General features: G+C 54.8%; 22 protein-coding genes. 8 read left to right on the top strand and 14 right to left on the bottom strand.

Annotated elements, in window-relative coordinates; all coding sequences use genetic code 11:
• Window positions 1-55: 55 nt before the first annotated feature.
• Entirely contained in the window at window positions 56-1,357 is a 1,302-nt protein-coding gene (asnS, locus tag SBG41_RS08935; RefSeq protein ID WP_317895197.1) for an asparagine--tRNA ligase, read from the bottom strand.
• A gap of 194 nt (window positions 1,358-1,551) precedes the next feature.
• Window positions 1,552-1,926 (bottom strand): hypothetical protein, encoded by a 375-nt coding sequence (locus tag SBG41_RS08930; protein ID WP_317895196.1) that lies wholly within the window; start codon window positions 1,924-1,926, stop codon window positions 1,552-1,554.
• 278 nt (window positions 1,927-2,204) lie between these two features.
• On the opposite strand from SBG41_RS08930, the gene SBG41_RS08925 reads away from it, so the two are divergent.
• Window positions 2,205-2,768: a coiled-coil domain-containing protein gene (locus SBG41_RS08925; RefSeq protein ID WP_317895195.1), complete on the top strand. Its 564-nt coding sequence runs from the start codon at window positions 2,205-2,207 to the stop codon at window positions 2,766-2,768.
• Between the two features lie 165 nt (window positions 2,769-2,933).
• Window positions 2,934-3,287 (top strand): hypothetical protein, encoded by a 354-nt coding sequence (locus SBG41_RS08920; RefSeq protein WP_317895194.1) that lies wholly within the window; start codon window positions 2,934-2,936, stop codon window positions 3,285-3,287.
• A gap of 21 nt (window positions 3,288-3,308) precedes the next feature.
• Here the strand turns inward: SBG41_RS08920 and SBG41_RS08915 are convergent, their stop codons facing one another.
• Both SBG41_RS08915 and SBG41_RS08910 read right to left on the bottom strand, forming a co-directional pair.
• On the bottom strand, window positions 3,309-4,016 hold the full coding sequence (locus SBG41_RS08915) for a nitroreductase family protein (protein WP_317895193.1): 708 nt from the start codon (window positions 4,014-4,016) through the stop codon (window positions 3,309-3,311).
• Between the two features lie 204 nt (window positions 4,017-4,220).
• Window positions 4,221-6,128, bottom strand: coding sequence for an aldehyde ferredoxin oxidoreductase family protein (locus SBG41_RS08910; RefSeq protein WP_317895192.1), 1,908 nt, complete (start codon window positions 6,126-6,128; stop codon window positions 4,221-4,223).
• A gap of 182 nt (window positions 6,129-6,310) precedes the next feature.
• On the opposite strand from SBG41_RS08910, the gene SBG41_RS08905 reads away from it, so the two are divergent.
• Entirely contained in the window at window positions 6,311-7,534 is a 1,224-nt protein-coding gene (locus tag SBG41_RS08905; protein ID WP_317895191.1) for a hypothetical protein, read from the top strand.
• 33 nt (window positions 7,535-7,567) lie between these two features.
• Here SBG41_RS08905 and SBG41_RS08900 read toward each other — a convergent pair whose 3' ends face one another.
• The 3 genes from SBG41_RS08900 to SBG41_RS08890 form a co-directional block, all read right to left on the bottom strand.
• On the bottom strand, window positions 7,568-8,935 hold the full coding sequence (locus SBG41_RS08900) for a TIGR04013 family B12-binding domain/radical SAM domain-containing protein (protein WP_317895190.1): 1,368 nt from the start codon (window positions 8,933-8,935) through the stop codon (window positions 7,568-7,570).
• Between the two features lie 97 nt (window positions 8,936-9,032).
• Window positions 9,033-10,043: a hypothetical protein gene (locus SBG41_RS08895; protein ID WP_317895189.1), complete on the bottom strand. Its 1,011-nt coding sequence runs from the start codon at window positions 10,041-10,043 to the stop codon at window positions 9,033-9,035.
• Between the two features lie 30 nt (window positions 10,044-10,073).
• Entirely contained in the window at window positions 10,074-11,627 is a 1,554-nt protein-coding gene (locus SBG41_RS08890; RefSeq protein ID WP_317895188.1) for a B12-binding domain-containing radical SAM protein, read from the bottom strand.
• Window positions 11,628-11,819: 192 nt separating this feature from the next.
• Here SBG41_RS08890 and SBG41_RS08885 point away from each other — a divergent pair, with 192 nt between their 5' ends.
• The 4 genes from SBG41_RS08885 to porB are packed head-to-tail and all read left to right on the top strand — an operon-like array spanning window position 11,820 to window position 15,016.
• Window positions 11,820-12,458 carry a 2-oxoacid:acceptor oxidoreductase family protein gene (locus SBG41_RS08885; RefSeq protein ID WP_317895187.1) on the top strand — a complete coding sequence of 213 codons (639 nt, stop codon included), beginning with the start codon at window positions 11,820-11,822 and terminating at the stop codon, window positions 12,456-12,458.
• Between the two features lie 59 nt (window positions 12,459-12,517).
• On the top strand, window positions 12,518-12,862 hold the full coding sequence (locus SBG41_RS08880) for a 4Fe-4S binding protein (RefSeq protein WP_317895186.1): 345 nt from the start codon (window positions 12,518-12,520) through the stop codon (window positions 12,860-12,862).
• Window positions 12,863-12,869: 7 nt separating this feature from the next.
• Window positions 12,870-14,081, top strand: coding sequence for a transketolase C-terminal domain-containing protein (locus tag SBG41_RS08875; protein ID WP_317895185.1), 1,212 nt, complete (start codon window positions 12,870-12,872; stop codon window positions 14,079-14,081).
• Window positions 14,082-14,110: 29 nt separating this feature from the next.
• Window positions 14,111-15,016, top strand: a complete 906-nt coding sequence (gene porB, locus SBG41_RS08870; protein WP_317895184.1) for a pyruvate synthase subunit PorB — start codon at window positions 14,111-14,113, stop codon at window positions 15,014-15,016.
• A gap of 203 nt (window positions 15,017-15,219) precedes the next feature.
• Here porB and SBG41_RS08865 read toward each other — a convergent pair whose 3' ends face one another.
• From SBG41_RS08865 to SBG41_RS08835, 7 genes are all read right to left on the bottom strand, one after another.
• Complete coding sequence (locus tag SBG41_RS08865; RefSeq protein ID WP_317895183.1) at window positions 15,220-16,230, bottom strand: methionine synthase; 1,011 nt, start codon at window positions 16,228-16,230, stop codon at window positions 15,220-15,222.
• Between the two features lie 116 nt (window positions 16,231-16,346).
• The gene (locus tag SBG41_RS08860) at window positions 16,347-17,201 is read right to left on the bottom strand and encodes a hypothetical protein (protein WP_317895182.1); all 855 of its coding nucleotides are present in this window, start codon (window positions 17,199-17,201) and stop codon (window positions 16,347-16,349) included.
• Window positions 17,202-17,335: 134 nt separating this feature from the next.
• The gene (locus SBG41_RS08855) at window positions 17,336-18,109 is read right to left on the bottom strand and encodes a hypothetical protein (RefSeq protein WP_317895181.1); all 774 of its coding nucleotides are present in this window, start codon (window positions 18,107-18,109) and stop codon (window positions 17,336-17,338) included.
• A gap of 107 nt (window positions 18,110-18,216) precedes the next feature.
• Complete coding sequence (locus SBG41_RS08850) at window positions 18,217-18,999, bottom strand: ABC transporter permease subunit (RefSeq protein WP_317896517.1); 783 nt, start codon at window positions 18,997-18,999, stop codon at window positions 18,217-18,219.
• Window positions 19,000-19,004: 5 nt separating this feature from the next.
• Entirely contained in the window at window positions 19,005-19,895 is an 891-nt protein-coding gene (locus SBG41_RS08845) for an ABC transporter permease subunit (RefSeq protein ID WP_317895180.1), read from the bottom strand.
• Entirely contained in the window at window positions 19,876-20,403 is a 528-nt protein-coding gene (locus tag SBG41_RS08840; protein ID WP_317895179.1) for a TrmO family methyltransferase domain-containing protein, read from the bottom strand. Before SBG41_RS08840 ends, SBG41_RS08845 begins: the two co-directional genes overlap by 20 nt.
• Before the next feature lie 85 nt (window positions 20,404-20,488).
• Entirely contained in the window at window positions 20,489-22,240 is a 1,752-nt protein-coding gene (locus SBG41_RS08835; protein ID WP_317895178.1) for an ABC transporter substrate-binding protein, read from the bottom strand.
• A 280-nt stretch (window positions 22,241-22,520) separates the two neighbouring features.
• Here SBG41_RS08835 and SBG41_RS08830 point away from each other — a divergent pair, with 280 nt between their 5' ends.
• Window positions 22,521-23,189 carry a 4Fe-4S dicluster domain-containing protein gene (locus SBG41_RS08830; RefSeq protein ID WP_317895177.1) on the top strand — a complete coding sequence of 223 codons (669 nt, stop codon included), beginning with the start codon at window positions 22,521-22,523 and terminating at the stop codon, window positions 23,187-23,189.
• Window positions 23,190-23,287 lie beyond the last annotated feature (98 nt).

Genomic DNA, 23,287 nt, shown 5'->3' with positions numbered 1-23,287 from the left:
CGTGTTGTGTGCGGGAAAATAGCCGGGCGATACGGGCAGCTCTCCGCGGACAAGGCTATGGGTAGAGGCGGTCACGGAACCTTGGGAACGGTATAGCGTCCCTAATGTGGTCTAGGCCCGCAATCCACATTATGTACCGCTCTACTCCAAGTCCGAACCCGCTATGAGGCACACTCCCGTAGCGGCGTAGGTCTAGGTACCACTCGTAATCCCTCGGATCCAGGTTGTGCATCTTTATGTGCTGTACCAGCTTCTCGTAATCGTCTTCGCGTTCGCTCCCGCCAACTATCTCGCCGACGCCGGGCACGAGTAGGTCGAAGGCTAGCGCCTTCTCCGGGTCCTGGGGATCCTCCTTCATGTAGAACGCCTTTATGCGGAGCGGGAAGTGGGTTATGAAGAATGGTGTCTCGTAGTCCTCTCCGAGGGCGCGCTCCTCGTCAGCACCGAGGTCGTCGCCGTAGCTTATGTCGAAGCCCTTCTTCCTCAGCCTCTCAATAGCCTCCTCGTAGGTTATCCTAGGATAGGGCGTCTTCTTCGCTGGCTCCAGGCGCTCCGGCTTCTGGCGCAACTGCTCCAGCTCCTCGAGCCTCTCGTCCAGAACCCTCTTCGTAGCATAAGCTACTAGTTCCTCCACGGTCCTCATCTCGTCCTCCATGTGGGCCCACGCCTCCTCGGCTTCGAGGTGCCAGTACTCGTAGAGGTGCCTCCTCGTCCTGCTCCTCTCTGCGCGGAAGCTCGGGCTGAGCGCCCACACCCTCTCGAGGCTGAATATGAGTGCCTCAAGGTATAGCTGGGCGCTCTGGCTCAGATAGGCGACGTCGCCGAAGAAGTCGACCTTGAACAGCGTCGCCCCGCCCTCCACAGCTGCCTGGGTGAGTATCGGCGGGCTAACCTCCCAGAACCCTCGGCTCTCAAAGTACTCCCTGAACGCCCTGAGCACTGTGTGCCTTATCCTCCACACCTGTGTCAGCTTCCTACTCCTAATCCAGAGGTGCCTGTTGTCGAGAAGGTAGTCAATGCCCTCGCCACCCTTAATCGGGAAATCGCGAGACTCTCCAACAACCCTTAGCTTCTCCAAGCGGAGCTCAACGCCGCCCGGCGCACGAGGATCCCTAGCCACAACCCCCTCAGCCACAATGCTGGCCTCTATATCAGCCCTCCTAGCCTCCTCCAAGACCTCTCTCGGCGAATACTCGGCCGAGGCCACGAGCTGCAAAATACCCTCAGGGTCGCGGAGAACAATGAAAACCTTGCTACCCAGGTCACGGTAGCGATAAACCCAGCCACGAACCCTCGCCCTAGCACCGGGCTCCAGGCCGTGGACCTCCCTCGTGTAGAGATAGCCATCTCTAGGCATAAGCGCCACCCTTGACTAGACTCCTCTTCCTCGTAGAAACAAGGCAAGCATGTCCCCTAATATAGTCCAAGGAAGAAATCGTCAGACAAGCCCCCATGGCAAGGGCTCAGCGGGAATAACCGCCTCAGCACCCCCTCAAGGAACGACGACAGGGGCTAAGAGGCCTGAATACTCGTCACAGCCCTCCCGACTTGCTACGTTCTCCGCGGGCTACGCCAGTAAATCGGTTGCCCACAAACATCCCTAACATCGATTTCTCCGCTCTCTATCCCGCGGCGAAGCTCCTCAAGATACCGGATCCAGGGGGCAGCCTGCAAGTATGCGAGCACAGGTATGAGGAGAAAAACCACCAGGAACAATAGCACAGCGAAGCCAAACACGCCGGTCTCGAACAACGGGCCAACGGATGCAACCATGGCGAACGCGATGAACCCGAACAACACGACAGTAACCGTGGTGAGGAGGAGAGACCTCTTAGCAGACGCGATAGCAGCGTCAAGCGCAGCAAGAGCAGCCTCACGGTCACAGGGAAGCGTGATAACGAAGCCACCTGGATACATAAACGACAAGCCAGTCACACCCCCGGGCACGCCGGTCGCATATAGGCGTAGAATTCTTTTTGGCGCTCTGCGGTTTCGTTGCACTCATTGAGTTTATTGAGGTAATATTCGTGGTTTAGAGTACTGGTCTACGCGGGAGCTATGATAAGCGCCGCAACACATCTGTAGCTATTAGCTTAGACCGTATACATAGTTCTAGTCCTCTACCAAAAATTATGAAGCAAGCTACATGGAGCCAGCAATCCTTATACGTTAATATTCTACTATTTCTTTTCGGGGCCTTTGCTTTGGCCGAGGAAGCAGTATTGTCCAGTGTCTTGTCACAAGTTTCTAAGAAGATCTTGGAGAAGCTGGAGAAAGGCAAGAAACTCAGCACCGAGGACATACTGTTGCTATACCTAGACCTCACGTATAAGTCTATAAGAGATACTAGGCAGGAGCTTAAGGAAGAAATAAGCAACGTCAAAGAAGAACTAAGAGAAGAAATAAGCAGTACGAGGAAGGAGCTCAAAGAAGAGGTAAATAGTGTTAAACATGAGATTAAGGAAGATATTAGGAGATTAGACACAAGGATAGACGAAGCAAACAAGAGAATAGATGCGGCAAAGAACGAGCTGAGAGGTGAAATAGAGAAAACTAGTAACAGGGTAGATAATGTGAAGAACGAGCTGAAGGAAGAGATGAATAGTGTTAAGCAAGAGCTCGAGAAGAGCATCAATACAGTGAAGCAAGAGCTCAAGGAGGAAATTAGAAGGCTTGATTCAAGAATAGATGAGACCAATAAGAGGATAGACAAGCTATACGAAATAATAGCGGAGTGGAGGAAGGAAATGAAGGAATCTCTCAAATAACTAAAGCTAATGAAATATGTAGCCTAAGGCCATAATCCCTATATTATTAAGCACTCATATGCCCGGAGTACATAGCTTAGTTGCAACAAGGGTTCGTTTCCTGCTCTATGCCCCTGGTTCTTTTTGCGCACCCTCTATGTGTCCTAGCCTATATTAGTCCCACTCTTGTTCCACAGAGTGTCTGCGATAGCCTTGCGGGGGCTAAGAGTTAGGTTCTACACCACGGGTCTCCCGGTCTCCGTTACGAGGGCTCTAAGCATGGGAGCAGAGCTAGTGGACTCAGTGGCTCTTCGCCACGACGTGGCGCGTGTCGAGGTCGGGCCAAGCTGGTGGAGTAGGAGGATCTGCGCCCTCTTGGGCTACGCTGAGTGTGTCCAAGCCGTGGAAAAGTCCACAACCATGGCCGTGGTTGTTGACAGCGAGGTTCCCCGCGGTCTCCGTGCGGACCTCGTGTACCAGCTTGATTCGAGGAAAGGCTCCGTGCTCCACGTGGCAGGGGAGAAGGCTGTAGGACACTAGATAGCCCCGTCTACCCTGCCTTTATGGTGCCCTGTATCCTTGTTTCTTCATGCATTCTAGTAGCGCGTTTGTTACTTGGTCGTAGTATGCTCCGGGTGCGAGTACGTAGCGGAAGAGCTTTGCTCCTCCGCTGCGGTACGCGCTTCTAACCTTCTCTGCGAGGTCTGGCGGCGAGGGGTACTTGTTGATGCTTGCGAAGACCTCGGGGGGCTGTCTTGGCCTGGGCTGTGGTGATTCTGCGGGCTTGCCGAGCGCTAGGCCTACTAGTGGTATGACATGTTTTGGTAGGGAGAGTATCTCGGCTACGCGGCACGGGTTAGAGTACAGCGCTATGAAGACTATGCCGTAGCCCAGCGTCTCGGCGGCTAGTGCGGCCCAGCCAGAACTTATGCCAACGTCTATCGCCGCTGTGACTAGGTGTCCTAGCCCTGGCTCAGCGGCCTCTACGCCAGCGCTCCTGGAGGCCTCTAAGAGCTTGTGATAATCGGCGGCGAATACGAGGAAGACGGGAGCCTCTGCTACGTGCTCTTGCCCCCCGACAGCGTCTGCTAGTTGCTGCTTGAGCCCCTGGTCCGTCACGGCGATAATGGTTACTGGTTGGAGGTTCCAAGATGTTGGAGCGCGGCGAGCGGCCTCGAGGATTGTGCGGAGATCGTTCTCGGGTACCGGGTCGGGTTTGAACCTGCGTATGCTGACGTGCCTAGATATGGTGTCTATACATGTACTCACAGCTATCACCTTTTCTCGGTATATGCGGGAGAACCAATGCGGTGATATTATTCATTGCCGCAGACGCTACATGCGATGTGCGGAGACAGGTCTAGGGGGCCTCGGTATGGGGCTCGGCATCCCCGCTGCGCTCATAGCCCTTGGGGTGCTCTGGGCTCGCCCCTTCTAAGCCTCCTCACAGCCCTCCTATGGGGTGGAGAGGTGTTAGTCCAGGTGCGGCTTGTTCCTCTTAGCTGCCTCTATGAGGGCTCTCTGAGCATCCTCTATGAATTCCTCTAAGCCTAGCTTCCTAAGCGTATCGGGGCGTGGCACGCCGTATTCCTCGTCGTATCCGCGTATCCTGTAGAACTCGCGTATTGCTTCCCGGAGATCGTCCCAGTCGAGGGCGGCTCGTTCGCCCTTAGCTGGGCCCTCTGGTATTGGCTCCATCCACCTCTTTGGCACCGTGTCGCCTTCGGGTACTCTCCCGGCTAGCGTTGCGTGTATGCGTGCCAGGGCCTCTGTTCTCCAACCTACTAGTCTAAGCTCGCTTATCGTCTTCTTTCTACCCGTTACGGCTGCGTAGAGCTTCTCTATCTCCTCGTCGCTGTACGGGACGAAGGCGCACAGCCCTAGGCTGTCGAGGAGCGCCTTGTGGTCACGGTCCTCCACGAAGCTCTTCACCATCTCCTTTGCGGGGCCCTGGCTAGGCCTCTGGTGCGGTCTGGGCCAGCCGCGCAAGTGGCTTGCGCCGACGTCTGCTGTGGCGTAGCTTACTGCGAAGCCTCTGCGCCCGCGGGGGTCCCACGCTGCTGCTTCGAGGCCCTTGACGTGTACGGCGCGGTCTTCTCCTCTCCCGAGGATCCTAGAGGCCTTCTCTACGCCCTCGGCGAGTATGGATCCTATCCCTTTCCTAGCTGCTACTAGCTGGGCTAGCTGCTTCACCGCCTCAGGGTTGCCGAACCTGGGCTCTGCGGTGAGCCCGTCCAGTTCTTCGCGGGTGAGGAGCCCGTCCTCGTATAGCTCCATTAGCCACGAGACTGTTTCGCCGAAGCTGATACTGTCCATGCCGAGCCTATTCACGAGCCACTCTATGTATATGACCTCGTCGGGATCCAGTACCCCGGTGGCTACGCCGAGCATTGAGAGATTCTCGTACTCCGGCTTAACAATGATGTGCTCCAGCCCCTTCCTCTTAGAGGCTACGAGCTTGCTGCATTTTACCGGGCAGCCCCACCCCCAGAGAACGCCGGCATACTTCTTGTACACGTCTCTGCTAACCTGCCTCGCCAAGACCTCGTCTCCGCTGAGCTTCTTAGCCTCCTCCTCGGGCAGCCACGGCCTCCTCCAGTGCCACCCAGGGCACATGCTCAGCCTACTACACACGGAGACGCCGTCGTTGGTCCCGTAGCGCGCCCATGCCCTCGTGGGCTCGTCCTCCTCTATCCTGCGATAGGTTGAGAGATAGGCCTCCCTCCAGGCATCGTTGTCGAAGCGCCTCGGAGGCCTAATCCCCCAAGCAGCTATGGCCTTAAGCTTCTTAGCACCCATTACTGCTCCTAGGCCGCAGCGCCCAGCGGCACGGAACCCGTCAACAATTATGTTTGCGAAGCGGACCAGCCTCTCCCCCGCTGGGCCAATAGCGGCGACACTGGCCCCGAGCCTCGTCTCCTTCCGGATAGCCTCTGCCGTGTCCCACGTAGACGAGCCCCACAAGTGCTTAGCACTCCTTATCTCGACGCGGCCGTTCTCGAGATAAAGGTAGACGGGCTCCTCCGCCGCACCCGTCACCACGAGGGCGTCGAACCCGGCCATCTTCATCTTGGAGCCGAAGACTTGGCCGGCATAGGTGTCGCAAAGGATATTGGTGAGCGGGCTCTTCGCCAAGAACCCAACCTTCGAAGCCCCAGGCGCATGGGCTGCGAGCGCGCCCGGCGCAACAATCAGCACGTTCTCACGGGGGTTAAGCGGGTCAGCACTCGGCGCTATCATCTTGTAGCCAAGATAGTAGAGAAACCCCTTGCCACCGATAAACAAGTCCACGAGCCGCTCATCAAGCTGCTCTACACGCACCTCACCACTACTTAGGTCAACGAAGGCGATGCGACCAGCATAACCACTCAGCTCAGCCATGGCCGCCGCTTCCCCGAAGAAATAACTACGAGGCCGCCCTATATGCTCAGCGCAAAGGTTGTTATCAGAACATATGGTAAGAAGTAAAAGAGCCTTGATTAGCTTTCTAAAATGCTTCTGCAACCCCCGTAACAAGCCGTTATATACACCCCAACGGCGTATATACTACGGGAATGAAGAGAGTGTCCGAATACTTTGCGCATGGAGTCGCCGAGGCAGGCATCATCCTTGCGTTCTTGGTTGCGCTCTTCGTGCCAACACTGTTCAGCGCTATAGCCTTATCGGCTAGCAACCATAGCGATCCAGAAGTAGTGATTGACAACTGTACCAATGTGCTGAGGAACGAGTTCGGCATAATCTATGAATACGTTGTGAAAGTCCATGTACGCAACTATACTGTTTACGTGACGTTTCACGAAGGTGGCAACATTAGTGAAAAGGGGGCTGTACACTACTTTGTAAACGTTTTTGAAGCGCTCCACAAGCAGTGCGGCGACTTGGTTGAGATGAGGTTTCACCGCGACCTTGTCCCGTTAGACCTTCGAGGCATAATAGAGTATATCTTCATGTGTCAAGAAGGCGGCATACTGGTCATGATAATTAATGATCCCTCGAAAGTAGAGAAAGCCGAGATTTTCATCAAGGCTGTTTTGCCCCTTACAGGTAGAAATGCGGATAAAATAGCTATATGCGCTACGCCGGGAAGCGCCTCTGAGGCATTCTGGACATTAATAGAGCAAGACCGTAAGACCGGTTTGCTTACACGGCTCAACGAGACGCTTCGCGAGAAATACAGAAAACTCAACCTCAGCATTATCGGATGGGTAGGTGCTGACCCGTTTCTAGGCGCAGTCGTCATACCAGTAATGACCAGCGAGCATATCTACAACCGTGTAGCGAGCCTGGACAGAAACCTAGCAAAGGAGATAGCAGAGGCCGTGGCCGAGGCACTTGCCGAGACAGAGTTCCCTACGAGGATAGTCGAGGTAGAGATATGGCCTCCAACTTCCTTTGAACTAGTACCTCAAGAAACCCCGCTTATCTCCCTGCCTCTTGTCAAACTCCGGAAAGATAACGGGACAGCTAATCAAGCGACGCTTAATCAGAGCAACACAGCGTCTACGGAATCAATGAACGAGACAAAAACAACTACAGCCACTAGCTCAATATACAACAGCTTTACACATAGAAGTGAGCAAATAAGTAATGAAACTAAGAGCGTCAAGGAAGCCAGTACAATATATCCCTACAGTAGAGTGCCCGAGAAAAACGCTGAGCCAAATGCCTCCGCCACGACCAGCTCCGGAAGCAAAGGAGTTGGAATCGTGCTCCCAGTCTTGGTGCTGGTTCTATTAGCTATCGCCGTGTTTGCAGTATTGCTGGCGAGGCGGTGGCAAGGGGACTAGAAAGAGGCCTCTTTTTCTCTGCTGTTCTCCGCTTTACCGGTCTACCGCTTGTAGCACTTCTTTGTATGGGCTTAACGTTTGGCTCCACTGGCTCCAGTATTTCTCGCAGTACTCCTTGTCACGGGGGCTCGGCTTCGGCTCCTTGCTGGGCACGGGGTCTATGGCTGTGAGGCAGTAGATTGCTGGCGCTATTTTCTCCTGCCACTCCCAGTCGCCCTCGATGAGCCCTTTCCCGGTGAGGCGTAGCGCGGCCTCCTTGTAGCGCGGGTGTACCGGCTTGGGCCGCTCCCTGGCGAACGGCGTGCCTGGGAGAGGTATGAAGGCGTGGAGCCTCATCTTCGCCTGGATCCGTGCAAGCTCTCGCATGATCTCGACGGTCTTCTCTACGTCTTCCTCCTCCTCGCCGGGGAGCCCGAAGAGGAGGTCTACCACGGGCTGGAAGCCGTGTCTCGCCGCGAGCCTTATAGCCTCCATTGCCTCCTCAACGGTGTGGTCCCTCATGCTCCTCTCTAGTACACGGTTGCTCCCGCTCTGGAGGCCTATTGCTAGCCTCTTGTTCTCGGCGAACCGCCTCAGCACCTGGAGCACATCGGGGTTCACGTACTCTGGCCTAGTCTCGCTCGGAAATGTTCCCAGGAAGGGCTTCCCGCCGACACTCCTTACGCCCCTCAGCAGGGCCTCAATGGCCTCTACGTTGGGCTCCCCGGGCCTATGGGACATGTAGGCGAGCCCTATCGGGGCGACGAAGCGTATTAGCCTCTTACCGGCCTCCACGTAGCTCCTAGCAGCACTAACAGTCGAGTCTACGCTGCGGAACCGGACGCGGGCCTTGAAGAGCCACGGTACCTGGCAGAACTTGCACCGGTAGAAACACCCCCTCATAATCTCTATCGGCGGGTAGAGCCCATACTCCCTGCTAAACGGCTCATAGTCATCAAGCTCTACCAGCTCTATACGCGTGACGCGGAACCCATTGCCATACCTAAACGCGATATTGGGAACGTCCTCGAGCCCTCTTTCGCCGAGAAAGTGCTCCGCGATACCAATGACAGCGTTCTCCCCATCACCGACAACAGCGGCGTAAACCCCTAGGCGGAGAAGCTGCCAATAAGCCCCCTCGGCATGAGGCCCCCCAACAACCACGGGGAACTCGCGTGCAACACTAACAACCTCGTCCATGAGCTCGAGGAAGACAGGGCTACTAAGCCCATAAAGCACCACCGCCTCCCTACCGCGCTCACGCAACTCGCGCGCGACACCGAGAGGATTCTCGTCAACGAAAACCAGGCCAACACGCTTACCTAGTAACCCGCTACGACGAAGAGCAGAAGCAATAAACGCGAAAGCATTACGAGCACCATAAGCAGCACGCGCAACAAAAACGAGCTTACCTGCCGGCACGGCCTTATCCTCCCAGCTCCATTATTTTCTATGAAGTATCACGGAGCTTAGGCAGCACTGATACCTTCTTCTCGTTTGTCGCTTGAGATGTGCAGCATTACTTTTGATTTACTTTCCTAGGAGGTCTATAGCCACAAAGCTTTTTGAGTATCTTCCTTAAGTCGTCATCAAGCCAGTCATCCCATACGAGGGATAAATCATCTTTTTTCTCTCCCTCAATGATGCATGCCTTTACTAGCTCCTCTGCTAATTCATTAAGTCTTCTGGGTTCAAGTTTGTTATTTCTACGTAGTTCATATAGTGCTTCGTTATACTTCTCAGCGCATCTACTTTGTTTCGAATAGCTTATGGCCGGAAGATAATCTGTACATAATTCCTCGTGGCTTGTCTTCTCTACGCACTTCACATAGGCATCTAGTTGCAAAGCTAGGAGAGATAATCCCGGACCGTCTTTAGGATTTGTTTGGGCAGTAAGAAGCTTTGCAAAATATTGTTTCCACCTCTTTTTCAAAAAGGACTCCGCTATCAGCTCAGCTAAAAGGGCAAACCTACGCATAAACCAACGTTTATCCCTTAAATCCTCAGATGTATTGCGTAGGCATATCAGGAGTGGGCGCATACATGCGAACGCTCTTACAACTAGGCCCCCAAACTCTTCGGCCAAGTACCTGTGATCAAGAAATCCCCTATATATTAAATAACCAGTTTTATTTAGCTCTATACTAGGCCTACGGACGAGCGCTCTTGCACTTGATGTATCAGAGTTCTCGCTACCCCTAGCGTAGTACTCAAGACATTTTTGTAAAGCTTCAAATGAGTCTCTAGATTGAGAATATCGAGAATAAGAATTGCAAACCTTTTCTACACTTTCCTTAAACTCTTTTTTATCAAGAGCATCATAAGCCTTGTCAAGGGCTTCAAATCTCAATTGCTTAAGACCTATATCTATTTCCTTTATCATTATTGCGGCTGCAGCCGTTGCTGCTGCACTAATTGCTGCAAGAAACGTGTTTGCTAAGCTCTCAGATCTTATCCACGTAAGAATTCCAGCAATTATTATTGCCACGGCAATGCTGAGTGCCATTAGCTCCGGCTTGTCGCGCAACATTGAGGCAGAGCCCTCGCTTAATCCCTGGAACTAGTGCTGAGACGCTGCCAATATGTATGCATATTTGTACGAGAGTTGAAGCGTTTTCTCAGAGTATCCTAAGTAAACAAATCTATGCCATAGAGGCTCAGGACTTCCCGTGTATCTTTCTAGGTTTATCCCAAGGCTGCGCGCTGCTCTCCATAGCTGTCCTAGTCTCCCGCCCATGCTGGCCCACTCCCTGACCAGTGCTGGGATCGCATCGTCTCCTCGTGCTATTACTGCCTGGGCGTATGCGTAGCGGTAGCTGAGCGACTCTATGCTGAGCACCTTGCTTGACGCCCTCTTAAGGATCCTCACCCTTTCCTCGTACGTACTCCTGTCTATGAAGGAGTGGTACTGTAGGGGTGTCATCGGCTTCGGTATGAGCGGGTTCACTGAGACCCTTATCGCGTCTCTCAGCGGGGGGGCTTTCCTCGATAGTTCTCGGAGTTGCTCAGCATACTGCTCTACGTCCTCATCTCTCTCGCCGGGTAGGCCGAGCATCAGGTAGAGCTTGAGGTGCATCCTCCTCTTCCAGGCCCACGATGCTACCTCCTCTACCTTGTCGCCCAGTATGCATTTCCCGATAACCCTGCATAGCCGCGGGCTGAGAGTCTCAGGCGCCACCGTGACGACGCTCTGGCCTAGCCTACTAAGCACCTCTACCCGGTCCTCGGTCAACGTGTCTGCTCGCAGGCTACCAATACTCGCCTCTAAGCCCATCTCGTAGACCTTCTCGAGGAGCCTATCGGCGTCCGGGTGGTCGAAGAAGCTTAGCGCGTAGAACGCTACCCTCGAGACACCATTGGCCTCAACGCCCTTCTCTATGAGCTCGGTGAGTCTCCCTAGGCTGCGGTGACGCGTCGGTAGAAGGAAGTGCGCCTCCATGCAGAAGCGGCACATGTGGGGGCATCCGCGGCTTGCTTCAACCATGTATGCTTCCCCCCATGGCTGCCCGCTACCCGGTACACGGAACTGCATGGTACTGTGGAACGCCGAGTCAAGGTCAGCGACATAGTGCTTCCTAACGGGGCTTGTACACTCCTTTACAAGCACGCCACTAGTACACGCTAGGGCCTCGACCCCTCTACTGCCCTCCTCGTAGACCTTCTCCGCGATTTTTTCCACAAGGCCCTCGGCCTCGCCCACCAGCACAACGTCTCCTAGACCTAGGGCTGGCAGCGGATTAGTGCTCGGAACAGGGCCTCCAAGAACCAGCAGTGGTCCTTCTCCCCGTCTCTTCTCGGCCAGAGGCTCAATGCCCGCCGCCAGGAGCATACGCGCCAACGTGACGTAGTCTAGCTCGTAGCTCACCGGGACAAGCACTACGTCGAAGTCCCTCAGCGCTGAGCCCGTCTCCAAGCTCCTCGGAAGAGGCTCTTCCCCAGCCATCTTCGAGGCGACGAATCGCTCAGCATAGACGTACTCTAGGCTATTGAGCATGTAGTAGAGGTTCTGATAGGCAAGGCTAGCAACAGCAGCCTCATAGACAGCAGGGTAGAGCAAGGCGACGCGCAGGCAGCCTCTACACCGCTTGAGGACTACGCCGTGTTCTCGTAGCACAGCTCGTTCTCCCAGCCAACACGCTGCTATGGAGCATACTGTGTCCTGCTAGCCCCCTAATCAATATTGGTCTCGGCGGAAAGAGTCCCCCGCTTAACCCAAAAACTTATTTTGAGAGTGCTGGGCTGCTTCAGCGAAACCAAGTTAATAAGGAGACAAAACCCGATAAATATAGTGGAGGCTGTCCTTGTAATGTCGCACGGCTCTTCTAGCGAGCTTCTGCATCTCCGCGGGCTCCAAGAGACCACTGAGCTGCGCTTCCACGGCCGTGGCGGCCAGGGCGCAGTAACCGCCGCTACTATACTCGTACAGGCTGCCCTCTTCGAGGGGAAGTGGGGCCAGGCTATCCCGAGCTTCGGTGCTGAGCGTAGGGGCGCACACGTACTGGCTTTCGCGAGGGTTGCTCCAAGGCCAGTACCTATCCATAGTGGTGTGCGTCGCCCAGATGTTCTCGTCGTCCTTGATCCCGGCTTGATGCATGTTGAGCGAGATAGGGTACTGGCGGGCGCAAAGCCTGGCGTAAAGATTATCGCGAATCTCCCGCGCCCTATAAGTCTTAGAGGATTCCAGGCAGAACTCTACATAGTCGACGCGACTAGGATAGCTAAGGAGCTCGGCCTGGTCGTTGCTGGCTGGCCAGTAGTGAACACGGCTATGCTTGGGGCACTTGCCAGGGTAACGGGCCTGGTATCAATAGACAGCATTGTCAAGGCGATCAAGGAGTATTGGAGCGGTAGGCCCCGCGTGGCAGAGGCAAACGCTGAGTCTGCTAGAAGGGCCTACGAGGAGGTAAAGAAGGCTGTCCTTGAACCCGTGAAGGCACATGCGTGACAAGCCTCGCTTATCACGGCTCTTTTCCACGTCCTAGTTGATCGTTGAGGTGTAACTCTATGTCCGAGTCCAAGAAGGGTATTGTAGCCCGTATAGACCCGGGTGGGCACAAGCTTCCCTTATCAATGGCTGCTCCAGGCTCTATGGGTAGGACGGGCTACTGGAGAACTGAGAGACCAGTTGTTAACTACGACAAGTGTACTGGCTGCTACCTCTGTTGGCTCTACTGCCCGGAGAACGTGATAGAGATGGTTCCGAAGAAGGGGCCTAGGGGCCAGGACATCCCGGTAATAGATTATGATTACTGCAAGGGCTGCGGCATATGTGCAGCAGTTTGCCCCGTCAAGGCTATAGAAATGGTTGATGAGTCGAAGTTCATAGAGCAAGAGGAGAGTGAGGGGTGAGGCCTCGGTGCCGAAGCTCGTAGCTATGAGAGGTAATGAGGCAGTAGCATACGCGACAAAGTATGCACGAGTAGAGATTGTTGCTGCCTACCCAATCACGCCGCAGACGATAATCGTCGAGAAGATTGACGAGCTAATATCGAAGGGAGAAATGGATGCAGAGATGATACACGTTGAGAGCGAGCACAGCGCCCTAGCAGCAACGTATGGCGCGGCAAGCGGTGGCGTGAGGGCATTCACCGCTACTAGTAGCCACGGCCTCGCATACATGTACGAGATGCTCTGGTGGACGGCTGGCAGCAGGATACCCGTAGTAATGGCCGTGGTTACTAGGGCGATAGGCCCGCCGTGGAATATCCATGTAAGCCACGAAGACATATTAATGACGCGCGACACTGGCTGGCTAGTATCAATGGCTGAGAACAACCAGGAGGCCTTCGACTTAACCCTGCTGATGTTCCGCATAACGGAGGACCCAAGGGTCTACCTGCCCGGCATTGTTGGGCTTGACGGCTTCATACTGAGCCACACAGTCGAGCCAGTAGAACTGCCCGACCAGGAGACCGTTGATGAGTTCCTGCCGCCGCGCCGACAGCCATACGTGATGGAGCCCGGAGAGCCCAAGGCCATGGGTAACCTGGTGCCCGACGAGTTCTTCGAGGAGCTGAGAATGGATATGCAGCAGAGCATGGAGAACGCCGTCAAAGTGATCAAGGAGGTTGGCGCAGAATATGGCAAGTACTTCGGCAGGGACTACAGCAACATGATAGACTGCTATCGGTGCAGCGACGCAGACTACCTGATAGCAGGCATAGGGTCGTGGATGGGCGATGCAAAGATCGCTGCAGACAAGCTACGCGAGAAGGGTTACCGCGTAGGCGTGGCAAGGCTACGCTGGATAAGGCCCTTCCCCTGGCACGACCTAAGAGAAATAGCCATGGGCAAGAAGGGCGTAATAGTGATGGATAGGAGCCTTTCAACAGGCCACGCAGGACCACTATTCCTAGAGATAAGCAGCGCTCTGGAAGGAAAGCCGAGCATGGTCGGTGTACCGGCTGGCATCGGAGGCGTAGACATATCGCACGACGATGTAGCATTGTTCGCCGAGAAGGCTATACAGCTCATCGAGGAGAACGGAAGAGTCTACATACCAGTAATGTGGTACCACCTAGGCAAGATTTTCCCCACATATCCCTCGAGCGGCGTAAAACTAGACTAAGGATTATGCATGTGTGAGGTGAAACCCTCTTGGCTATAAACATCAAGCAGCTCCCCAAGAAGAAGTACGTAATGCCGGGCAACGCTGCGTGCCCCGGATGCCCAGAGTCAATGGGGTTCAAGTACCTCGGAATGGCTCTCGGCGATAAAGCAGTGGTAGTCATACCAGCAGGCTGTAGCTCCGTAATCCAGGGACTATGGCCTAAGCAGGGATTCGGGCTACCCATACTCAACATAGTCTTCGCCGCGAGCGCATCAGCTGCGAGCGGGCTAGCAAGAGCCCTGAAGAGAAGAGGCGTAGATGCACAAGTAGTAGTGTGGGCCGGCGATGGAGGCACGGCAGACATAGGCTTCCAAGCCCTAAGCGCAGCAGCTGAGAGAGGAGAAGACATCATATACATATGTGTTGACAACGAGGCCTACATGAACACCGGTATACAGAGAAGCGGCCTAACACCCTACGGCGCCTGGACAACCACCACGCACACCGGTAAGAGGCAGTTCAAGAAACCAATGCCACAGATAGTGGCTGCGCACCGCGTACCCTACGTAGCGACAGCGAGCGTTGGCTACCCCTGGGACTTCATAGCAAAGCTCAAGAAGGCTGCAAGCATAAGGGGCTTCAAGTACATACACCTCCACGCCCCCTGCCCGGTAGGCTGGAGATTCGACCCCTCCCTAACCGCCAAGATAGCCCAGCTAGCAGTCGAGACAGGGGCGTGGATACTCTACGAGTACGAGAACGGCAGGCTAAGGCTAAACCCGCCAAGCAACAGGCTCATAGACCCATCGAAGAGAAAACCAATAGAAGAGTACCTCAAGCTACAGGGAAGATTCCGCCACCTAAAACCAGAAGACATCAAGATGATACAGAAAGAGATAGAGACCAACTGGGAAGAAATCATACGCACACTCAAAGTACAGGGAGACCTTTAGGAGCAAGGAGGACTATAATCGCCCCCAGTTTTCTCTAAAAGCTTTTTATACAATCCCTACAAGCCCTCTAGCATCCTCTACAGCGTCTATCTATTCACGACTATGCTCGCTATGCTAGGAGACATGTAGCGGGTAGAACCAGTTAGCGAGGTTATTGACGTGCTGCAAGGGGGTCGAAAAAGGCATGAGATACGGGGAAGGGGTTACTCTTCGTAGCCATATTGTTTTCTAAGCTGCTTTGCCGCTATTGCTATTGAGCGCAGCTTCTGTCTAGCTATTTCTCTCGGCAGTCTTTTCAGCCCACAGTCTGGGTCTAGGTAGATTTTCTCTGGGCCTAGTATGTCTAGCTTCATGAGCCTCTCTACGGCCTCTATTATCTCCTCGGGGGTCTCTACCCGGAGGCTGTGCACGTCAACGACTCCGTAGCCTAGTTCCTTGTTGAACCCGTACTCCTTGAGGTATGGTAGTAGCTTGAACTCGGAGTTCTTGAACTCGAGGTCTATCTGGTCTACGGGGAATTCGAGGAAGTATGGTATGAGCTTCTCTATTCGGCCGAAGCATATGTGTACTATCTTCTTCGCATCGATCCCCTTGAGCATTATCTCTAGTGCTTCCTTCACTAGCTCTGCCTCCTCTTTGCGCGGCCTGGCTGGCAGGGCGGGCTCATCAACCTGTACGTACTTGGCGCCTCGCTTCACGAACTCCTCTATCTCGTTGCGGAGCACCTTCGCCATTTCGAGTACGAGTTCGCGACGATCGCCGTAGTATGTGTCGAAGCTCCAGTCAACCATAGTGTAGGGGCCGGTGATGATTGCCTTGACGGGTCTGCCCTGGGAGATACTCTGCGCGTACTCCCAGTCCATGACCGCCATGGGGCCCTTGTACTCGACCTTGGCGTAGACCACTGGTTTACGGAAGTACACGTTATCGAATATCCTTACCCAGTCGCCTATGCGGTAGCCTCCAAGCCTTTCAGCGAAATAGACGACCATATCTTCGCGGCTCTGCTCGCCATCGCTGAGAATATCGACGCCAGCCCACAAGTAGTCCTCAATAACCTTCTTTATGGCGGGCTTCACGCGCTCATGGAACTCCTCTTCGCTGATAACACCCTTTCTCCGAAGCTTGATAGCCTCCTCGGCTTCCGGCATCTTCGGGTAGCTACCGACCACTGTGACCGGGAACGCTCTCGGAACACGGTACTCCTGGGTCAAGTCTCCCTTACCCTCAGTTCTCACCACAACAACTACGAGGACTATTTAGACTATTGTCTCCGCGCTGGTTATGGTTCCTCCCCGCGCAGCAAGGGGAATTGAGCAAGGGCCGGAGGCTATGGCAGCGGGAATGTCTGTGCAATAGTATAGCCGGCTGGAAGCACCTCTACTCTATAATCCTCGTACTTGCCGTCAACATATACTACGCGCAGCTTGGCCCACACTGAGCGCATTACTTCAACCCTTATCTCTGAGCCCTTACAAGTAGCAGAGAGCTCGTCAAAACTGTGCTTATCCGTGCGCAGGGCTAAGGAGACGAGGTTCCAGTCACCTGTCTCCCCTCTAAGTATGGATTTTACGAGCCAGTCACCTTTGTCCGACCTAAGCCTTATCACTAGCTCTCTGCACTTAGGGACCGTTACCAGTGCGTAGAGATGGTCCTTCGTCCTCGGTATCTCTACGTCTACAGTGTCTTTGCCGCTCGCGTTGAGTACTTCGAAGCGAAGCACATGGGAGAGATCCATGTCTACACGGACGGCCTTGTTCTCGTAGAATATCTTCTGAGCCATTCTGCCACGAGTGTTGACGAGCCTCAATAAGGCGTTGACCCTGATTGTCTTCTCGAAAGGCCCGATCACGAGCAATATGGTGGCCTCGTCGGCACGTATACTTCCAAGACCGATAGCAGCTACGGGCTCTCCTAGATTACCAATGAATAGCTCTAGCTTGTCAATGGGCATTCGGTAGTGGAGCTTTATCCTAAAAGTACACGAGATAGCAACGTTGGAAGAACTGGCTCCTACTGAGCTTCCCGGAGGAACTGTGAGCGCTGTGCAGAAGCTCTTTGGCTCCGAGGCGGTGCTGTGGGTCTTCTCTGCAGAAATGTAGGAGGCAGCTATGAGGGCTGCGGATAGTATGGCGGCTGCGACTACTATGAGCAGTGCCTTGGCTAGCTCTGGGTCAGAGCCCATGCTAGCTGCACCGGCTGTCTAGCTAGCATAATCGAGCATATTTATAGCTGGGTGTTAGATGGCTTCTATCTCTCGTCTGCAAGAGGGCTGGAGAACGAGCTGAGCAGAGGGGAAAGGACGGCTAGAACGAGGGCTTAGTCCAGCGTCTTCTTGCCTATGATTAGTTCTTCGCGGGCCTCTTTCGCGGCTCTCAGTGCTTCTCGAAGAGTTTTCTCAGAGAGAGGAGCCGAGACAAGGATGCCGTCTACGAGCTTAGAGATTTCTGCTAGGAGCTTTGGGACGTCCTCTGGCTCGTAGACTGGCTGGTGGCCCTCCAGCATCTTGTAGAGCAGCTTCCTGTTATCCGCCTCCGCTACGACTATGTATGGTATGATCTTTTTGCCCTGGCGAAGCCTCGCCTCTTGCACCACGCCTCCTAGCTGGCTAGGCTTCCAGAGCCGGGTGGCTAGGAACACGTCTATCGGCTGGCTTAGGCGTACGGCCAGCATCTCTGGGGGCTTAGCTAGGCTGAGTATAGCCCCTATCTCGAGGTCAATGTTCTTCCCGCGGAGGAGCTTCGCGGCAGCCTCGGTCGTTAACTCGTTCACGGGCCTACCATACTTCGGCGGATCACCGCGAAGTAGTACGAGGCCGCGTAGCCCTAGGAGCTTAGCCGCACCAGCTAGGCTTAGCAATGCGTTCGCGTTGATGTCTAGGAGCCTCACGTTGGCCACTGCCTCGGCGTAGGCCTCCCGGGCAGCCAGGTATGCCACTGCTATGGCGTGAGCGCTGGGCTTCCCTAGGGGCGCCTCCGGCACGTTGACCACATCGGCGAGGCCTTGGATGCTCCTCGCAACACTCACTATCTTCGCGGGGTTCTTGCTGGGTGCTATCTCGGCCCAGACCTCTAGCACCCTGCGCTTCTCCACAGCTTGTCACCCTCGGCGGCTACGTCAAGGATTTCGAGCGCCTAGGTAATACTGTAGCCCCTTTCTCTGCTTGTGCAGAGGAGAAGCGGGAACCATATATAAAGTCTTTATCCCCTAATTGTTTCGAAATCCTCCCCGCTCCTCTCAATACCCGCGTGCAGCAAGGCAGCTGTAACAGCTACGAGGGCGAGCGCAACTAGTACCTGTATAAGCCCAGCCTCGGTGAGCAGCGCCCCGGGCGTCGAGAGCACAAGACCAATCATGAGGCCCCAGCTAGGCTCCGAGGGGTCCCCTAGCCCAAGCATGCTGAACCCCGCTTCGGAGTACACTGCTGCAGTAGCTGCTATGCTCGCGTAGCTGGCAGCAGAGGCCCAGGCATTAGGAGCTATGTGGCGGAGCACTATCCTTGCCCGCGAAGCGCCTATGGCCCTAGCGGCCTCCACGTACGGCATAGCGGCTACTTGCCTAGCCCTGGCAGCCACTGCCCTAGCGCCCTGCATCGAGACCAAGAACCCTACTAGTACACCGATGCCCCATGGAGGCAGCCTCGCGAAGAGGGCTAGTAAGAGTAGTAGGCTCATGCGCGGCAACCCCGCAACAAGGGCGGCAAGGGCATCGACTATTCCCGCGACCAGTGCATGGGCGGCGGCGAACATGGAGCCCACGAGCACCGCCACGGCGACTAGGAGTGCTGCGAGCCCGGCCTCAATGCTCGCCTCCGCGCCCTTGGCTACGAGGCAGAGGGCGTCACGCCCGACAGGGTCTGTGCCAAGGGGGTGGCTCCGGCTAGGCGGTTGAAGGGGGAGATTGCCGGCCTCGCAGCTGAGTGGAGCAAGGGCGGCGAGGGCAATGACTATTAGGGAGACGGCGATAACGATAGCTAAGGGCACTGGCTTCAAGTCCTCCTCACCATTCTCGGGTCGAGGATGTTTTCGAGGAACCTGCCGAGGAACACTATGGTGTACGATATCGCGCCTATCGTGGTAAACGCTGTTGCTGCTAGAATGGGGTCAGCAGAGACCACTGCCTCGTAGAGCAGACGACCCAGCCCAGTATACCCTATGAGCGGCTCGATGATCACGCTCCTCTCAAGAATCATTGCGAGGAGCATGAGCATGTAGGCGGTGAAGGGTGCTGCCACTGTGCGCAACAAGTGCTTGTTAACCCTGTGCTCCGACGCACCCATGGCGCGTAGGGCTGATACGTAGCCCTTCAGCTCGGCTCCAGGGTCGCTGAGAATGCCCGCGAGTGCGTGGAGGAGCCTAGGCCAGGAAGCCATGAACACTATGAGGGAGTAGGCAGACACCTTCTCGGCGTCGTGGCTTGGTAGTGGATGGGGCCAGCCAAGCCACCACGCGGAGAGGAGCAGTATTGCGGCGTAGAAGTAGCCGGGTATGAAGCTGAGAGAACGTATAGGCCTAGGCACCTTTGGGCCTATGACGATTATCCACGCGACTGTGGCGAGTAGTGCAATCACGAAGCCCGACGTTATCCCTAGGAGGGTCCAGGGGAGGTAGCCCAGCGCTATGTGTAGTGCGGGCTTACCGTAGACGAGGCTTGGCCCAGTAGAGCCCCTAGCCAGGCTCGAAAGGAAGTAGAGCAATCCCTCCAACGGGGGCTTGCCGAGCCCATATACGCGGCGGAGAACAGTCTCAGTGGCGGGGTCTAGGCCCTGGGAGGCTCCGAGGCCTGCAAAGGGGTTGCCTAGCCCTATTCTCGCGGACAGATAGGCTACTGAGGCGACCACGAGGACTCCTGCCGCGAGCTCAGCGAGCAGTCTCGGCAAGCTCTTCGCCGCTCCTTGCGCGGCGCATCACCTCCTGCGGCGAATCAAGGCCATGGCTGTACACCTTTATGTCTAGGACCGGCGTATTGTGGTACGCGTCAATACCCCTAACCACGAGGCTGCACTCCTCAACATCCTCGACGTAGACGAGGCTAAGGCCTAGGGGACAGGGTCTCGCAGGGCTACGAGTGAGGAATACCCCGGTAACCGGGAGAGCCTCGTCCATGAAAGGCCTAACAGTTATTGGTGCATCCTCGCCCCCTGGAGCACGATCAGCCACCCATATAACCCATAGGAGCATGCCCTTCCTCGCACCCCTCAAGCCCTCACAGTACTCTTTCTCCAATACTATCCTAGCCCGCCTCTTCATCAGCTCCTCTCCATAAGCTATTACGGCCTCCCTGCCGCGCGGCACCTGCTCTGGGACCGGCTCATCGCGCACAACACGCCCTATGGGTTTGCAGCATAGTTCTCCTAACCCACGTATACTAGTGCCCACTGTAGGCATGCTATCAGCTCTCTTTGGCCAAGGCCTATGCCTATTTTGTCCAAAAAGAGCCGGGTATGCAAGTCTGCGGTTGTTCCCTCCCTGCTTACTTAGTCTCTATTAGCAGGATCTTATTGTATGGTAGTGGTATGCCACCATCTATGCCTCTGGCCGTGAAGAACCAGCTAATGATTGCCTCGGGCCTCGTCACCACGAATATATTGGGGTAATAGAGTGCTATCTGTGGCAGCTGCTCAGCCACAACCCGTTGGGCCTCCCTGGCATACTCGTAAGCCTCCTCAATGCTCTTCGCCGACACGATCTTCCTCACTATCTCCCAATACGTCTGGTTGTCCCATCTAGCGCCGAAGCGTCCGCTAAAGAACCACACAAACGCTGTGGGGGTGTTCCCCGTAGCCCCGTGACCATTTATCTCTAGGTCGTATGCTCCCTGCTTTACGAGCTTGTCTAGCTGACCATACGACTTGACCGTCTTAATCTCTATGCATACTCCTATGTGCTTCAGCATCTCCTTCACAAGTATTGCTTCCTGAGTATACTGTGTAGTTGTTACTAGCAATGGGTGCCAGGATTTTCCTCCCGGCAGGTCTCGGCATCCATCACCATCCCGGTCTACTAGGCCTAGGCTGTCCAGCAGCTTCTCAGCCTTCTCGGGGCTATAGGGGTACCTTGGTATATCTGGGTTGTAGAAGCTACTATATGGCGGTATGTAGCCGGGTGAGCCCGGCACAGCTGCCTCTAGGCTACCAGTCGCCTTTATGATGAGTTCTGTGAGGTTGAGGGCATAGGCAACTGCCCTCCGGAACACTGTCTCATTGTAGGGCCACTTGTCTAGGTTGAAGCCTAGGAAGAGCACCCAGTACATGGGCCCGCTCTGCACCCTTATGTCCGGCATCCTCTGTTTGAGCATCTTTACGACGCGGTAAGCCTTGCCCATAAACACGGCTGTATCTACTTCTCCCCGTAGAAGAGCAGTGGCCTCGGCCTGTGGATTAGTAAACCCCGTTGCAACGACATCTATCTCGTCGAAGCGGGGCTCTCCTCCCCAGAAGTTCCGGTTGGCTATAAACACGTAGCCCTTGCCGGGCTCATACTCCTTAAGCATGTAGGGCCCCGTGCCTATGAACGCCTCCCTTGAGCGGAACACATAAGGGTTGTCAACGTTTCTCCAAACATGCTCTGGCAGTATGAAAATAGTCGCAGCATAGTCTTCTAGAAAGAACGCGTACGGCTTAGAGAGTTTTATCACGACTGTATAGTTATCCGGCGCGCTCACCTCCCTTATGAGCGAGGGATCTATGTTCTTCCACGCCCAATGCCTCTTAGCTAGATACTTGAACGTGAACACCACGTCCCCGGCAGTGAAGGGGGCGCCATCCTGCCAGCGCACGCCGCGGCGGAGATGGAATATCCAAGTATACGGGTCTGGGTGCTCCCAGCTCTCCGCGAGCCACGGGATCACTCCCTTCTCGTCCTTCCACACAAGGGTGTCGAAGATGAAGCTCGTTAAGACGTAGCCTGGGCCGCGGGGATAAAACAGGAACGGGCTCGGGGCACCCCAGTCGCCTAGAGCGATAACTAGGACCTGCTTGTGTCCCTTATAGCTACTTATCGCCGTACTTGTTGGAACAGATCTTGCAGTTGCAGAATTGAGGGCTCCCTGTACTGTTCTAGACTCCTTACTGGCACTCTCTGTTTTAGTGCTTGGGCTCCACGCGGAAGAGCCAACGGGCTTCTCGGGGCTCGTTTCATGCTTAGACTCTGAGGCATAATATACGGCGATGATTGCGAGAGCTATGAGGACTATTATGGCAATGACTAATCCTCTATTACCCAATACATGTGCACCTCTCTAAGTGTACTGTTGTACATCCAATAGTGCACAAGGATTGCGGGATTTTTTATTCCTACTTACCTTTCTATACCATGTAAGAACGAAACAAGCGATAATGGACTTTAAAGAAGGCCCTCGCTGAGGCAAATAAACGAGGTTTATCTAGTATAAAAGACGCTGAAGAACCGATGAACTACCCTGTCTTAACCACGGTTAAAGTTTTTCGCAATGCACTAAGCGTAACAGAACCAAGGCCCCTCTATAAGGTAAGCGGTGTAACTAGGTGGCACAGCAACCACAGCTATCTTTTCCCAGGCCACCGTTATCAAGGCTATCATTCCCTGTTGAACCCGCGAAGCCGAAAAACTATGTCGTCTTCTATGATCCTAACCGGTGCCTTGGTTGCTGGAACTGTTATCTAGCATGCGCAGTAGAGCATAGTCAGAGCAAAGACCTATTCCAAGCAATACATGAAGTGCCAAAGCCGATGCCGAGGCTACGCGTTCTCTCAATTCCGAGAGTTGGTCTCCCCTATGTAGTCCAGTGTATGCACTGCGAAGACCCTCCATGTATGAACGTGTGCCCGGTTGGCGCGATATACAAGGGCCCGGATGGGATCGTCCGCATAGACGAGGCTGCATGTATAGGGTGTAAGCAGTGTGTAAGGGTTTGCCCATTTGGAGCAATGCTGTTTGATTACGATCGCGGTGTTGCCATCAAGTGTGATATGTGCGAGGATAGGCTCCGTGAGGGCCTCCCACCGGCGTGTGTCGAGGCCTGCCCGACGGGTGCGCTAAGGTTCGGTGACCTAGGCGAAATTATTCGCGGCAAGGAGCAAGAGGTTGGCAAGAAGTTCCACGAGGCTCTACGCCAGCTTATAGAGCCGAAGCCGAAGGCAAAGAAGGCCACATACAAAGACGTTGTTCCAGCCCCAAGTTCGAGATGGTGGTAGTTTTCTTGACCCATTTCACCTCATGGTTTAGGTGAATATGTATGGGTGAAAAATCCTCCTGGATAGACGATAAGTGGCCCCCTCGTAACAAGAAGTTC

Source organism: Pyrofollis japonicus (genome assembly GCF_033097485.1).
Taxonomy (GTDB): Archaea; Thermoproteota; Thermoprotei_A; order Sulfolobales; family Pyrodictiaceae; genus Pyrofollis; species Pyrofollis japonicus.
This window is presented reverse-complemented; position numbering and strand designations above follow the sequence as displayed.